Annotated in this window: 11 protein-coding genes; 2 read left to right on the forward strand and 9 right to left on the reverse strand. The window is 59.8% G+C overall.

The annotated features are described in order from the left end of the window. Position 1 precedes the first annotated feature (1 nt). Positions 2-2,464 (reverse strand): Tex family protein, encoded by a 2,463-nt coding sequence (locus PHQ58_RS01670; RefSeq protein WP_300106100.1) that lies wholly within the window; start codon positions 2,462-2,464, stop codon positions 2-4. 179 nt (positions 2,465-2,643) lie between these two features. Between PHQ58_RS01670 and PHQ58_RS01675 the strand changes: the two genes are divergently transcribed. Next, the gene (locus tag PHQ58_RS01675; protein ID WP_300106102.1) at positions 2,644-4,665 is read left to right on the forward strand and encodes an HDOD domain-containing protein; all 2,022 of its coding nucleotides are present in this window, start codon (positions 2,644-2,646) and stop codon (positions 4,663-4,665) included. Positions 4,666-4,692: 27 nt separating this feature from the next. Here the strand turns inward: PHQ58_RS01675 and PHQ58_RS01680 are convergent, their stop codons facing one another. From PHQ58_RS01680 to PHQ58_RS01695, 4 genes are all read right to left on the reverse strand, one after another. Then, the gene (locus PHQ58_RS01680) at positions 4,693-5,187 is read right to left on the reverse strand and encodes a GNAT family N-acetyltransferase (RefSeq protein WP_300106104.1); all 495 of its coding nucleotides are present in this window, start codon (positions 5,185-5,187) and stop codon (positions 4,693-4,695) included. 16 nt (positions 5,188-5,203) lie between these two features. After that, complete coding sequence (locus tag PHQ58_RS01685; RefSeq protein ID WP_300106106.1) at positions 5,204-6,220, reverse strand: NADP-dependent oxidoreductase; 1,017 nt, start codon at positions 6,218-6,220, stop codon at positions 5,204-5,206. A gap of 123 nt (positions 6,221-6,343) precedes the next feature. Continuing rightward, positions 6,344-6,838, reverse strand: coding sequence for a PaaI family thioesterase (locus PHQ58_RS01690; RefSeq protein ID WP_300106108.1), 495 nt, complete (start codon positions 6,836-6,838; stop codon positions 6,344-6,346). Positions 6,839-6,840: 2 nt separating this feature from the next. Beyond that, positions 6,841-7,641: an SDR family oxidoreductase gene (locus PHQ58_RS01695; RefSeq protein ID WP_300106110.1), complete on the reverse strand. Its 801-nt coding sequence runs from the start codon at positions 7,639-7,641 to the stop codon at positions 6,841-6,843. Positions 7,642-7,870: 229 nt separating this feature from the next. Here PHQ58_RS01695 and PHQ58_RS01700 point away from each other — a divergent pair, with 229 nt between their 5' ends. Beyond that, the gene (locus PHQ58_RS01700) at positions 7,871-9,436 is read left to right on the forward strand and encodes a PAS domain-containing methyl-accepting chemotaxis protein (protein WP_300106112.1); all 1,566 of its coding nucleotides are present in this window, start codon (positions 7,871-7,873) and stop codon (positions 9,434-9,436) included. A 139-nt stretch (positions 9,437-9,575) separates the two neighbouring features. Here the strand turns inward: PHQ58_RS01700 and PHQ58_RS01705 are convergent, their stop codons facing one another. The 4 genes from PHQ58_RS01705 to PHQ58_RS01720 all read right to left on the reverse strand — a co-directional run bounded on the left by PHQ58_RS01705 (position 9,576) and on the right by PHQ58_RS01720 (position 13,640). Beyond that, entirely contained in the window at positions 9,576-10,007 is a 432-nt protein-coding gene (locus PHQ58_RS01705; RefSeq protein WP_300106114.1) for a putative toxin-antitoxin system toxin component, PIN family, read from the reverse strand. Continuing rightward, positions 10,004-10,243, reverse strand: coding sequence for a CopG family transcriptional regulator (locus PHQ58_RS01710; RefSeq protein WP_300106116.1), 240 nt, complete (start codon positions 10,241-10,243; stop codon positions 10,004-10,006). Before PHQ58_RS01710 ends, PHQ58_RS01705 begins: the two co-directional genes overlap by 4 nt. A gap of 64 nt (positions 10,244-10,307) precedes the next feature. Continuing rightward, a complete protein-coding gene (locus tag PHQ58_RS01715; RefSeq protein WP_300106117.1) occupies positions 10,308-11,483 on the reverse strand; it encodes an acetyl-CoA C-acyltransferase in 1,176 nt (391 codons plus the stop codon). A 57-nt stretch (positions 11,484-11,540) separates the two neighbouring features. Further along, positions 11,541-13,640, reverse strand: coding sequence for a 3-hydroxyacyl-CoA dehydrogenase NAD-binding domain-containing protein (locus PHQ58_RS01720; protein ID WP_300106119.1), 2,100 nt, complete (start codon positions 13,638-13,640; stop codon positions 11,541-11,543). Positions 13,641-13,886 lie beyond the last annotated feature (246 nt).

Here is a 13,886-nt window from a genome sequence, read left to right on the forward strand (position 1 = left end):
GCTAGTTCCCAAGGCCTTTGAGTTTGGCAAATGCAGATGACATAGCGTTGGATTGTGGCGCATGGCTGCCTGATGCTGCGCCCTGCCCTGCACCACTGCCATAGCCCGGGCCACCAGAGCGGCCACGTTGCTGCGGGTTGGCACTCTGAAAACGGTTGTCGCCAGCACTGCGCGCCGGGGCTGCACCCAGCTTCATGGTGAGTGCAATGCGTTTGCGCGCCACATCCACCTCCACCACCTGCACCTTCACGATGTCGCCGGTTTTGACCACTTCACGCGCGTCGGTCACAAACTTGTGGCTGAGCTGACTCACATGCACCAAGCCGTCCTGGTGCACGCCGAGGTCGATGAAGGCGCCAAAGGCAGCCACATTGCTCACCGTGCCCTCCAGCACCATGCCCTCTTTCAGGTCGCGAATGTCTTCGACGCCATCATTGAAGCGCGCCACCTTGAAGTCAGGGCGAGGGTCACGGCCGGGTTTCTCCAGCTCACCCAGAATGTCCTTGACAGTGATCACGCCAAACTTGTCGTTGGCAAACAACTCGGGGCGCAGGGTTTTGAGCATGTCGGCGCGGCCCATGAGCGCGGCAACGGGCTGGCCGGTCTTGGCCATGATTTGCTCGACCACCGGGTAGGTTTCAGGGTGCACACCCGTCATGTCCAGCGGGTTGCTGCCGCCGCGAATGCGCAAAAAGCCGGCACTTTGCTCAAACGCTTTGGGGCCTAGCCCGGTGACTTTGAGCAAATCTTGCCGGCTGCCAAAGGCGCCATTGGCCTCGCGCCAGCGCACCACGGCCTTGGCCACGCTGCCACTCAGGCCTGAAACACGGCTCAAGAGCGGCACGCTGGCCATGTTCAGGTCAACGCCCACAGAATTCACGCAGTCTTCCACCACGGCTTCAAGCGTTTTGGCCAGCTCGCTCTGGTTCACGTCGTGCTGGTACTGGCCCACGCCAATGCTTTTGGGGTCGATCTTGACCAGCTCAGCCAGCGGGTCTTGCAAGCGCCGCGCAATGCTGGCGGCACCGCGCAGGCTCACGTCGACGTCGGGCATTTCTTGGCTGGCGAACTCGCTTGCTGAATAGACGGACGCACCAGCTTCTGAGACCACTACTTTTTCAATAGCTACTTGCGCTTGTACCGCATGGGTTTCAGCCTTTTTAGCCATAATTTTTATCAAATCAGCAGCGAGTTTGTCGGTCTCGCGGCTGGCGGTGCCGTTGCCAATGGCGATCAGGTTCACGCCGTGTTTTTCGCACAGTTTGGACAAAATATGCAACGAGCCATCCCAGTCTTTGCGGGGCTCGTGCGGGTACACCGTGCTGGTGTCGACCAGCTTGCCGGTGGCGTCCACCACCGCCACCTTCACACCGGTGCGAATGCCGGGGTCCAGGCCCAGCACCACACGCGGGCCAGCGGGGGCGGCCAGCAGCAAATCACGCAGGTTGTCAGCAAACACCTTGATGGCGACTTTTTCGGCGTCTTCACGCAGGCGGGTGAACAGGTCGCGCTCGGTCGACAAACTCAGCTTGACGCGCCAGGTCCAGGCGACGCATTTGCGAATCAAATCGTCGGCCGGGCGGCTTTGGTGGTGCCAGCCCAGCTTGAGGGCAATGCGGCCTTCGGCCAGCGACACTGCCGGTGCCGCTCTAGATTTTGTAGCTGCTTGCGCTTGCTCTACATGAGCTAGAGGCTGATTTAGCTCTGGAAGCACAAGCTTGGCATCCAGAATCTCCAGGCTACGCCCGCGAAACACCGCCAGCGCCCGGTGCGACGGCACTCGGTGAATCGGCTCATCGTAGTCAAAATAATCACGGAACTTGGCGACATCGGGGTCGTTTTCGTTCTTGCCGTCCATCAGTTTGCTTTGCAGCAGGCCCTCGGCCCACAGCCATTCGCGCAGGTCTTGCACCAGCGTGGGGGTTTCGGCCCAGCGTTCACTGAGCAAATCGCGCACGCCATCCAACACCGCTTGCACGGTTGAAAAATCTGGCTTTTTGTCTTCGCCAGGCGCCGCTTCGGTGAACGGAATCAGGTAGCTTTGGGCCTCATCGGCCGGCACTAATGCAGGGTTTGCAAACAGCGCGTCGGCCAGTGGCTCCAAGCCGGCTTCGCGGGCCAGCTGGCCTTTGGTGCGGCGTTTCAACTTAAACGGCAGGTAAAGGTCTTCCAGCTCTTGTTTGGTGGCGCACGCGTGCAGCGCGGCCAGCAGCTGGGGGGTGAGCTTGCCTTGCTCGTCAATGGCTTTGGTGACGGTGGCTAGGCGGTCGCGCAGCTCACGCAGGTAGCTCAGGCGCGCTTCAAGTTCGCGCAGTTGAATGTCATCCAGACCACCGGTCACCTCTTTGCGGTAGCGCGCAATGAAGGGCACCGTGGCGCCACCGTCCAGCAGGTCGACGGCGGCCTGTACTTGTTGCTCTTTGACCCTGATTTCATGGGCAATTTGACTGATGATTTTTTGCATATCCCGCGGGCGTCAAGCGACTCAAAACATAGAAGGCCGCGAGTGTGCCACAGGCCCTGATTAACAATTGCTTACGATTCTGGCCCAATTGCGCCAAGACAAGGCCTCAGCCCCGCCCCAAAATAGCCGACAACACATGTAATCGCCAGAAAACCCCTGCCGAAAACTCAAAGTCACCTGTGAACACCGACACCGCCATGGACATTCGCAGCCGCCTGCTGGCGGCCCGTCTGCCCAGCCCACCGCAAACCTTGCTCAAGCTGCTTCGCCTGTGCCAGGAGGAAGACGTTGACATCCGGGCACTGGTTGAGCTGATTGCCAGCGACCCTGCCCTGTCGGCCAAAGTGCTGCTGGTGGCCCACAGCGCCGCCTACCACGCGGCAGATGCCCAGGCGCTGACGCTGCTGCAAGCCTCCAGCCGGCTGGGCACGGCACTGATCAAAGTGCTGGCGCTCAGCGTCATGGTGACCCAGACCTTTAACGGCTTCACGCCCTCCGGCGGTGTTGATCTGCGCGCTTTCTGGAAACACAGCCTGGGCGTGGCCCTGCTGTCCCGCGAGCTGGCAGCACGGCTCGACTACCCCTTGGCAGAAGAAGCCTACCTAGCTGGTTTGCTGCACGACATTGGCCGGCTGGCGCTGCTGGTGGCCGCGCCGCAGCAGGCACAGCCGCTGTTTTTGGTGGCGGACGACGACGCCTTGTGCGCCCAAGAGCATCAAGCCTTCGGACTGGCCCACGCGGCGGCAGGCGCCTGGCTGCTGGGCCGCTGGCATTTGAGCGAGCCGCTCATTGCGAGCGTGCTGCACCACCACGACGACAGCGCAAGCCTCTCAGGGGCGCAGCCTTTGACCCAATTGGTGCATTTGGCGCACCGCCTGGCGGCACTGCAGATGGCCCATGGCAAGGTGCCTGACGCAGCTGACACCGCCACCGCATCTGACGCCTTCAAGGATTTCACCTCCGACCAGGGGTTACCGGCGGCTGACTTGTTGGCTGTGACTGAGCGCGCCGCCGGTCAGCTTGAGCAAATGGCGCGCGACCTGGGCATTGACATTTCTGAGTCAGATCAGCCCTCGGCGGCGCTTGCGCCCGCCGCCTCAAGCCCGCCAGCGGATGCCTTGCAGACGCAATTGGTCCAAGAGCTTTTTGACCGCAGCGTGCTCAATGAAATGGCCATGACCCTGATTGCACAGGGCAGCAATAACGACGCCCTGACGCAGCTGCGCCAGCATGCCAGCGCCTTGCTGCAGTTGGAAGACGTGGTGGTCATGCTGTTGCGCAGCAACCAGCAGCAACTGGTGCCGGCTTCCATGAACGCACACCACCAAGCCGCCGCGCAACTGACCTACGACGTGGCAAACGACGCTATTTTTGCCAGCTGCGTTGCCACCCGTAAAGTGGTGTTTACCGGGCGCAACAGCCGCTGCGCCATCGCGCTGCTCAACGTTCTGGCGGCAGATGAGCTGGTGCTGATTCCGCTGATCTCGGCGCGCAATTGCCTGGGCCTGCTGGCCGCTGCCGTGCCAGCGGAGTTGAGCCGCCACATGCGCAGCCAAACACCGCTGCTGCAGGCCTTTGGCATCTATGCGGGTTTGGCGCTGGCGCGTCGTCGCCAGGCCACCATGAGCTCCGAGACCCTGTCGGTGATCTCAAGACAGGAGCAGCGGCTGGGGCTAATGAAGCTGGCACTGGCCCTGAACAAGGCCGCCAGCCCGTTGGGCGCCAGCGACCCCTGTAGCGCCGTGAGCGCACTGCTGCAAAAACTCAAAGTCAGCCGCTTGCTGCCAGACAACATCAAGCTCCATAGCCAGTTGGCAAATCAGGCTCCCTTGGTGCGTGGCTCTTTTGAGATGGTGCAGCTGGTAGCGCTGTTGCTGATTCGCCATGCCTTTGAACGCATGCCAAAAAGTGGCGAACTGACGGTTAGCACGGGGGCATTGGCTTACCGGCACGGCGCAAAATTCGTCGCCCTGAGTGTGTCAGACACGACGACCAGCTCAGCGCAAGCCATGGCAGCCCAGCTGCATGAGCCCCCGACAAGCAGTGCCAACAGCAGTGATGCCGCTGCACCAAACCTGGCAGAAATCAACCGCCTAATTGAAGCCCTGGGCGGCCACCTGAGCTTCAAGTGTGACGCCACAGGCACGCGTTTTGACGTTTTGCTGCCCAGCGTCAACGCCCCGCGCACCATGCCACCTTGAGGCGGGCACCAGCCAGCATGGCGATTTTCAGGCCTCACGCAGCATTTCAAGGTGCGCAATACCGTCTTCAACGAAGGGTTTGCCCACGTCCTTGAAACCGTGCCGGGCATAAAACCCGGCCAGATGCGCCTGGGCACCAATGCGTATGGCCTGCGGCCCCCAAACTTGTCCGGTGGCCAGAATCGCCTGCTCCATCAGGGTGTGGCCAAGGCCCGTGGCGCGCGCGCTCTTGCGCACCAGCACCCGGCCGATGGTGGCTTCGGCAAATTTGACGCCAGGCGCAAAACAGCGCGCGTAGGCCTGTAGCTCGCCGCCCTGCACACCCAGCAAATGCATGGCTTGGCCGTCGAACCCATCCATGTCCTGGTAGACGCATTGCTGCTCCACCACAAACACCTCGCTGCGCAGGCGCAACACCTCATAAAGCTCAAGCACGCGCAGGTCGTCAAACGACATCAGGCGCCACACCGGCACCGCTTCTTGCGCGGGATGGCGGCCAATCGACCAGAGTTTGAAAGTCATGTGCTTGTCTCCTGTTTCAAATCAATTTAACCAACTGCTTGCCAAAGTTCTTGCCCTTGAGCAAGCCCAAAAACGCCTCGGGCGCCCCCGCCAAGCCAATCGCTACCGACTCGCGGGGGCGCAGCTTGCCGGTGGCGACCAGCGTGCCGAGTTCTTTCAAGGCCTCGGGCCAAACCTCCATGTGTTCGCTAACGATGAAGCCCTGCACTTTCAGGCGGCTGATCAAGATCAGCGCCGGGTTGGCCAGAGGCAGCGGCGCGCCGTTGTAGCCGGCAATCATGCCGCACACCGCGATGCGGCCAAAGGCGTTCATGCGCGAAAGCACCGCGTCCAGCACCATGCCGCCCACGTTTTCAAAGTAGCCGTCAATGCCATTCGGGCACGCCGCTTTAAGCGCTTTGGAAAGCGATGCCGCGTCTTTGTGCAGCTTGTAGTCAATGCAGGCATCAAAGCCCAGTTCATCAACCGCGTATTTGCATTTGTCTGGCCCGCCAGCTATGCCCACTGTGCGGCAGCCGCGTGCCCGGCTCAAAGCCGCAAAGGCGCTGCCCACGGCACCGGTGGCGGCACTCACCACCATGGTTTCGCCGGCTTTCGGCGCGATGATGTTGACCAGCCCATACCAGGCCGTCACACCCGGCATACCCACTGCGCCGAGGTAGGCGCCCAGGGGAATGTGCGTGGTGTCAACCTTACGCAACGCGCCCGGCTCATTGGCGCTCACCACGCTGTATTGCTGCCAGCCGCCCATGCCAACCACCTGGTCGCCCACGGCGAATTTGGGGTGTCTGGATTCGATGATGTCACCCACCGTGCCACCGCCCATGACCTCGTGCAAGGGTTGGGCTGCCGTGTAGCTCTTGCTGTCGTTCATGCGGCCGCGCATGTAAGGGTCAAGGCTCAGGAAATGATGGCGCACCAGCACCTGGCCGTCTTGCAAGGCTGGCGTTTCGTTGCTGACCAGTTTGAAATTGCTGGCCACCGCTTCGCCCACCGGGCGGTTGTCAAGCAGGATTTGGGCATTCAAAGGCATCTTGGCGTCTCCATGTGTTGGCAAATTTTTACTATAAATAAAGTAGCTACTTACGCATTATTTACAAGGGCTGGAGGCTTATTTAACTTAAAAAAAGCTACGCGGTGTATCGCAGCGGCAAATTCAATCGGCCTGGTCGATTGAGATCGACCCCACAGCATCGTCCACAGACCCATTCAACGGGTGGCTGCTTTTGGGCCCAACAGGCAAACGGCGGATGTACTTGAACGTGCCGGTGGCGTGCGCGCAGGCCTTGCCATGCTCGTCAAACACGGTGGCCTCGGTGAAGGCCAGCGTGGCGGTGCGGTGCAGCAGTTTGCCACGCGCAATCAACGGGCCGTGCGAGGGGCGCATGAAGCTGGTTTTCATCTCGATGGTGACCACGCCAAGATCAGCGTGGTCGGCGCGCGCGGCCATGGCCATGGTCACATCCAGCAGCGTCATTACCGCGCCGCCATGGGTCACGCTGTATGAATTAAGGTGCTCGGGCTTGGCGGTGTAGTGCAACTCAGACTGGCCGTTGTCAAACTTTGTGAGCACAAAGCCCAGGTGTGCAATGAAGGGGTTGGTTTTGCCAAAGTCGGTGGTCGGCAAGGTGATGTTGTGGGTGGTGGTCATGCTCAAGCCCCCACCACGGCGCTCACGCCACCATCCACCGCCAGCCACTGGCCGGTGATGTGTTTGCCGGCGTCGCTGGCAAACAACAGCGTGATGCCCTTGAGGTCTTCATCGTCGCCCAAACGGCGCAACGGGGCAGCCGCTGCCAAGCGTTCTTCACCCAGCGCCGCCAGTGTGCCGGCAGTCATCTTGCTGGGAAAAAAGCCCGGGCAAATCGCATTCACATTGATGCCGTAGGGGCCCCATTCGCAAGCCAACGCGCGGGTGAAGTTGATCACCGCGCCCTTGCTGGTGTTGTACGCCAGCGTATTGAGCCCGACCGGGTTGCCGCCCAGCCCGGCAATGGATGCCACGTTGATGATGCGCCCGGCGCTGCCACCTTTGCGTCCGATCATGCTGTGTTTGCCCACCAGCTGGCTGAGCACAAAGTAGCCACGCACGTTCAGGGCCATCACCTTGTCCCAGGCTTCTATGGGGTGCTCTTGCGCAGGCGCCCCCCAAGTGGCACCGGCGTTGTTGACCAGAATGTCAATGTCGCCCATGCGGTGCAGCGTCTCGGTGACGAGACGCTGCAGGTCTTGCTCAACGGCGCAATCTGCGGCCACCCAGCGGGCGTCAATGCCCGCGTCTTGCAGCTCAGCGCAGGCAATTTCGAGTTCGTCCGCCTTGTGCGCTGCCAGCATGACACGCGCGCCCGCCTCGCCCAACGCATGCGCCATTTGCAAGCCCAGCCCGCGTGAGCCACCGGTAACCAGCGCGGTTTTGCCGGTGAGGTTGAAGAGTTGTTGGGTGGTGCGAGACATAAAAGCGGCTTCCTGAATTGGCCTGGCGGGGCCGATCAAGGCATTTTGCAGGAAATCAGGTGCAAGCCTGTTCACGCTGTCGCTGTAGCGGTAAGAGTCGCACTGAGGCCGTGACCAAGAAATTGAAACCGAAACCTTATACCCGATAAAAATACTACAAGTGATGCGAATTTGCATACACAATATTAGAAACAAATAAATTAATGATATTTACTTAAAAAAGGGTTTCATGCGTACCAATTTACCTGTCACCCATGCAGAAGTCGTTTTAAGCGACAAGTTTTCCATCGTTTCCACCACGGACCTGCAGGGCAACATCACCTACGCCAACCCATATTTCGTGGAAATCAGCGGCTACCCGACACATGAACTCCTTGGTGCACCACAAAACATCTTGCGCCACCCCGACATGCCAGCAGAGGCCTTTGCCGACCTGTGGGCCACCATCAAGGCTGGCCGCCCGTGGACCGGCATGGTCAAAAACCGCACTTATGCTGGCGACTTTTATTGGGTGCTAGCCAACGTGACCCCGGTCTACGAGGGTGGCCAGCCCGTAGGCTTCATGTCGGTGCGCACCAAGCCCAGTCGCGACCAAGTGAAGCAAGCGGATGCAGCTTACAAGGAAATCCGCCAGGGAAACCCGCGCAAACTGCGCATTGAAAACGGGGGGGTGGTGCACCCCGGTCTGTTGGGTCAGCTGAAAAGCGTGGGCCTAGTGACTTGGTTGCGGATGAGCTTTGCGCTGGTGCTGCTGGCCTTTGTGCTGCTGGGCATCAACTCGCTGTTGTCCGGTGCAGCAGCCTGGCCGCTGGCCGCCGCCGCAGTGGGGCTGCTGGCCACGCTGTTTGCCGGGGTCAGCGTACAGCGCCAGGTGCTTACCCCCTTGCGCCAGGTAACCCATTCGGCACGGATTCTGGCCGGAGGCGATTTGACGCAGCAAATGACCGCGGCAGGACAAGACGAAGTCGGCCAGTTGCAAAACGCGTTGCGCCAGATGAATGTCAACTTGTGCAGCATCATTGGCGATGTGCGCAGCAATTTTGAGTCGATTCGCATGGCCACCCACGAGATTGCCAGCGGCAATATGGACCTGTCCAACCGCACCGAGTCCCAAGCCTCCAGCCTGGAAGAAACCGCCGCCAGCATGGAGCAAATCACCGGCACAGTGCAGCAAAGCGCCAACAATGCGGCGCAAGCCAACGCACTGGGTGCCCAGGCCTCGGAAGCAGCCAACAAAAGTGGGGACATCGTGGGGCAGGCTGTCAGCACCATGAACGACATCAATGTGGCCTCGCACAAAATTGTCGACATCATTGGGTTGATCGACGGCATTGCGTTCCAGACCAACATCCTGGCGCTCAACGCTGCCGTGGAAGCCGCCCGCGCGGGCGAGCAAGGTCGCGGCTTTGCCGTGGTGGCCGCGGAGGTGCGCAACCTGGCCGGACGCAGTGCCTCAGCAGCCAAAGAAATCAAGACCCTGATCGGCAACTCCATGCAGCAAGTGGCAGCCGGCACAGCGCTAACAGCGCAGGCAGGCAACACCATGCAAGAGGTAATTGACGCCACCGCACGGGTGAACCTGATCATGATGGAAATGACCGCAGCCACACGCGAGCAAAGCCTGGGCATTGCCCAAGTCAACCAAGCGGTGGGCCTGATGGACACCGTGACCCAGCAAAACGCGGCCTTGGTTGAAGAAGCGGCCGCAGCCGCGGGAAATCTGGCCGATCAGACTGAGCGGCTGACCAATGCGCTGGCTGTGTTCAAGCTGCCACGGGGCGAGTCAGACCGCTAATCCCCACGCACGTTGCGTAGCAACTCGGTGCAGGTGTACGGCTTGACCAGACAGCAGCAAGGCGAAGCGCGTTTACACACGCAAATTGGCCTCTAGTCCTTTAATTAATTGCGCAATATGGTGAGGCTTTGATAGCGAATCAGTGCCACAACTGCGCAACGAACGTCTGGGCCGACATCACGCGGGGCTGCATTGAAGTATCTGCTAACAGCAATTTGTCACCAGTGACCAGCACCAGATCCGTGCGGCTGCACAACAAATCCCACAGGAACTGGTCGCCTGGGTCAGGTGCCCTGGGCAGCACTGCGTCAGCAACCGGGTTTAACACAATGGCGTGCCGGGCCAAATCGATTAAAACGGTGTCGATATCAACCTCAGTTAAACCATGCATTTTTTGTAAATGCGGCCGTAGCAGCACGGCTCGGTACTCAGACAACAGCGGCTCAGACAAAACAAAACCAAAAGCTGCGCCAAGCATGCCGTCCAGAATTCGCGCCACCGGCGAATCTGAGTGCGCGGTAAGCACACCTGCGACCACAATGTTGGTGTCAATGATGAAAAACTGGCTCACAGTCCGTGGCGCACGGCGTGTTGCGCATCGAGTGCCAGCGACATGGCCTGCTCATCGCTCAGACTACTGCGTGTGCGCGCCCTGCTGACCAAGTTTTGCGCTTGCTCGCGTGATTTGATGCCGTAAAAGTCTAGGCTTTCGTCAATCAACTGACCAATGGTCTTGTCGCGCTGGGCCGCCGCTTCTTTCAGCGCGCGATAGCGTGGTTCGGACAACGTAATGGTCAAACGGCTCATGGTGATACCTCACATTGGTGCTAAAACACCAATATACCAAAACAATGGGAGTCAGCGCAAGGTCTTACAACACCTCAAACACCCCGCACGCCCCCATGCCACCGCCAATGCACATGCTGACTGCCACACGTTTGGCGCCGCGACGTTTGCCTTCGATCAGTGCATGGGCCGCTAGGCGCTGGCCGCTCACGCCATAAGGGTGGCCCACGGCAATGGCACCGCCGTTTACATTCAGGCGCGCGTTGTCAATGCCCAGCTTGTTGCGGCAATAAATCACTTGCACAGCAAAAGCTTCGTTGATTTCCCACAGATCGATGTCGTCCACCTCGAGCCCCAGGCGGGCCAGCGCTTTGGGGATGGCAAACACCGGGCCAATGCCCATTTCATCGGGCTCACAACCGGCTGCCGCAAAGCCCAAAAACCGGCCCAACGGGCTCAAACCCTTGCGCTGGGCGGTGCGCTCGTCCATCACCACCACGGCGCCAGCGCCGTCAGAAAACTGGCTGGCGTTGCCCGCGCTGACCACGCCTCCGGGCAATGCAGGGCGCAAATCCTTGATGCCCTCATAAGTGGTGCCGGGGCGAATGCCTTCATCAACACTGACAGTCACCTGCTTGGTGATCAAGCCCCGGGTTTTGTCGGCCACACCCATGGTGACGCTGATGGGCGCAATCTCGGCCATGAACAAACCCGCCGCCAGGGCAGCGGCCGCTTTTTGCTGGCTGGCCGCGCCATAGTCATCCATGGCTTCTCTAGTGATGCCGTAACGCCTGGCGACGATCTCGGCAGTTTCCAGCATGCTCATATAAACCTCGGGCTTGGTCTTCATCAACTCGTGGTCGCGCAGCATGTGCAGGTTCATCTCTTGCTGCACACATGAGATGCTTTCCACCCCGCCCGCCACGTAAATGTCGCCCTCGCCCGCCATGATGCGCTGCGCGGCCAGTGCAATGGTTTGCAGGCCCGATGAGCAAAAGCGGTTCACCGTCATGCCCGGCACCGACACCGGGCAACCGGCGCGCAAGGCAATCTGGCGCGCAATGTTGTAGCCATTGGCACCTTCGGGAAAAGCGCACCCCATGATGACGTCTTCAAGCTCTGCGGCGTCAATGCCGGCACGGGCCAAGGCGTGTTGCACGGCGTGGCCGCCCAGCGTGGCGCTGTGGGTCATGTTGAAAGCGCCCTTCCAACTCTTGGCCAAGGGGGTACGGGCGGTGGAAACGATGAGGGCGGATGTCATATTTATTCCTGAATTAATAGCTACTTACGCTTTATTTATAAGGTCTAGAGGGCACATTTAGCTAAATGTTTTACCTTCAGCCGCCAGCTCGGCGAGCAGCGGCGCTGGCTGCCAAAAAGCCGCATCGTCAAGCGGATTCTGGGCAAAACGCTGCATGGCCTGCACCACGTTGAACAGGCCGACCTCGTTGGCGTAGTTCATCGGGCCGCCGCGCCAAAGTGGAAAGCCGTAGCCCAGCAAATACACCATGTCGATGTCACCAGCGCGTGCGGCGAAGCCTTCTTCCAGAATGCGGGCGCCCTCGTTGATCAGCGCAAACACCAAGCGCTGCACAATTTCTTCGTCTGAAATTTTGCGCGGGGTGATGTCAAGGCTGGCCCGGTGGTCTTCGATCATGTTGACCACCTCCAGACTGGGCACAGCGTCGCGCTTGCCTGGCACATAGTCATACCAGCCGGCGCTGGTTTTTTGGCCAAAGCGGCCTTGCTCACACAGCAAGTCGGCAGTCTTGCTGTATTTCAGGTCAGGCGCCTCAAGGTAACGGCGCTTTCGCACGGCCCAGCCAATGTCGTTGCCCGCCAAGTCACTCATGCGAAACGGCCCCATGGCGAAGCCAAAGGTTTCCATCGCCTTGTCCACCTGCGCCGGGGTGCATCCCTCGTCCAACAAAAAGCCGGCCTGGCGGCCATAGGGGTCGATCATGCGGTTGCCAATGAAGCCGTCGCACACGCCTGACATCACGGCAGTTTTTCGGATCTTTTTGGCCAGGGCCATCACCGTGGCCAGGACATCTTTGGCAGTTTGCTCACCGCGCACCACTTCCAGCAGTTTCATCACGTGGGCCGGGCTGAAGAAATGCAGGCCCAGCACGTCTTGCGGGCGCTGGGTGAAAGCGGCAATTTGGTTGATGTCAAGCGTGGAGGTGTTGCTGGCCAAAATGGCGCCGGGCTTCATCACTCGGTCGAGTTCCTTGAACACGGCTTGTTTCACACCAAGGTCTTCAAACACGGCTTCAATGGCCAGGTCAGCATCTTTGAGGTCGTCGTAGCTCAAGGTGGTTGACAGGAGCGCCATGCGCTGCTCGTACTTGTCTTGCTTGAGCTTGCCTTTTTTGACTTGCGCTTCAAAATTTTTGCGGATGGTGGCCACACCGCGGTCGAGCGCGTCCTGGCGCGACTCCAGCATTTTGACCGGCACACCGGCGTTGAGAAAATTCATGGCAATGCCGCTGCCCATCGTGCCAGCGCCAATGATTGCCACAGATTTAATAGCACGTTGCGCTGTATCTGCGGGCACATCAGGTATTTTTGACGCTGCACGCTCGGCCATGAAGATGTGCCGCAGGGCACGGCTCTCGGGGGTCCACATCAAGTTGACGAAGGTGTCACGCTCAAAACGCAGCCCATCGTCAAACTGGCGTTTGGTGGCAGCTTCTACGGCGTCGACACATTTGAGCGGCGCCGAGAAATGTTTGGCCATGCCGCCCACCATGTTGCGGGCAAACTGAAAATACGCGTCGCCCTGCGGGTGGATGCACGGCAGCTGGCGCACCAGTGGCAAGGGGCGCACATCGGCCACGTCCTGCGCAAGCGCCAGAGCTTCGGCCAGCAAGGTGTCGGGTGACGTGGCCAGTTTGTCAAACAGCTTTTGCCCTGGCAGTGAGAAAAGCAGTTCGCTCTTGACCGGCTCGCCGCTCACAATCATGTTCAGCGCGGGCTCCACACCCAGCGCACGCGGCAAGCGCTGCGTGCCACCGGCGCCGGGCAGCAGGCCCAGCTTGACTTCGGGCAGCGCCACGTTGCAGCCAGGTGCGGCGATGCGGAAGTGGCAGCCCAGCGCCAGCTCCAACCCGCCACCCATGCACACGCTGTGCACGGCGGCTATCACCGGCTTGGTGGCGGCCTCAAAGGCCAAAATCACGCTGAGCAAGTTCGGCTCCTGAAAGGCTTTGGGCGAGCCAAATTCGGTGATGTCGGCCCCGCCTGAAAAGGCCTTGCCAGCGCCCGTGAGAACGATGGCTTTGACAGCCCCATCCGCAAGCGCCCTGGCCAGCGCATCAGTCAGCGCCACGCGGGTCGTCAGCCCCAAGCCGTTCACGGGCGGGTTGTTCAGGGTGATCACGGCAACATTGCCCTGCACGGCGTATTCAGCGGTCATGGTGCTTTCCTTTTTCAAAAAATAGAACGATCGTTCGTTTAATTGTAGGAAGTGTTGATGACAGCATGACTACGGACAAGCCCTAGGTTTGTCGCGGATGGGACAAAAGCTCATGCCGGCTGGAAAAAAATGAAGTGGAAACTGACTCAGTAATGAAAATATGTCGAAAAAACTTACAGCCCAAAAAATCTCGCCTCCATTTGAGGAGATTTTTTAAACAAATTTGATCATTTTTTTGATTATTTT

This window comes from Rhodoferax sp., from assembly GCF_028688795.1.
Lineage (GTDB): Bacteria > Pseudomonadota > Gammaproteobacteria > Burkholderiales > Burkholderiaceae_C > Rhodoferax.

Coding starts and splice junctions, on each gene's coding strand:
- PHQ58_RS01685 (WP_300106106.1), bottom strand. CDS start 6,220: ATGCCTTTGAATGCCCAAATCCTGCTTGACAACCGCCCGGTGGGCGAA.
- PHQ58_RS01680 (WP_300106104.1), bottom strand. CDS start 5,187: ATGACTTTCAAACTCTGGTCGATTGGCCGCCATCCCGCGCAAGAAGCG.
- PHQ58_RS01690 (WP_300106108.1), bottom strand. CDS start 6,838: ATGACCACCACCCACAACATCACCTTGCCGACCACCGACTTTGGCAAA.
- PHQ58_RS01670 (WP_300106100.1), bottom strand. CDS start 2,464: ATGCAAAAAATCATCAGTCAAATTGCCCATGAAATCAGGGTCAAAGAG.
- PHQ58_RS01695 (WP_300106110.1), bottom strand. CDS start 7,641: ATGTCTCGCACCACCCAACAACTCTTCAACCTCACCGGCAAAACCGCG.
- PHQ58_RS01720 (WP_300106119.1), bottom strand. CDS start 13,640: ATGACCGCTGAATACGCCGTGCAGGGCAATGTTGCCGTGATCACCCTG.
- PHQ58_RS01715 (WP_300106117.1), bottom strand. CDS start 11,483: ATGACATCCGCCCTCATCGTTTCCACCGCCCGTACCCCCTTGGCCAAG.
- PHQ58_RS01710 (WP_300106116.1), bottom strand. CDS start 10,243: ATGAGCCGTTTGACCATTACGTTGTCCGAACCACGCTATCGCGCGCTG.
- PHQ58_RS01700 (WP_300106112.1), top strand. CDS start 7,871: ATGCGTACCAATTTACCTGTCACCCATGCAGAAGTCGTTTTAAGCGAC.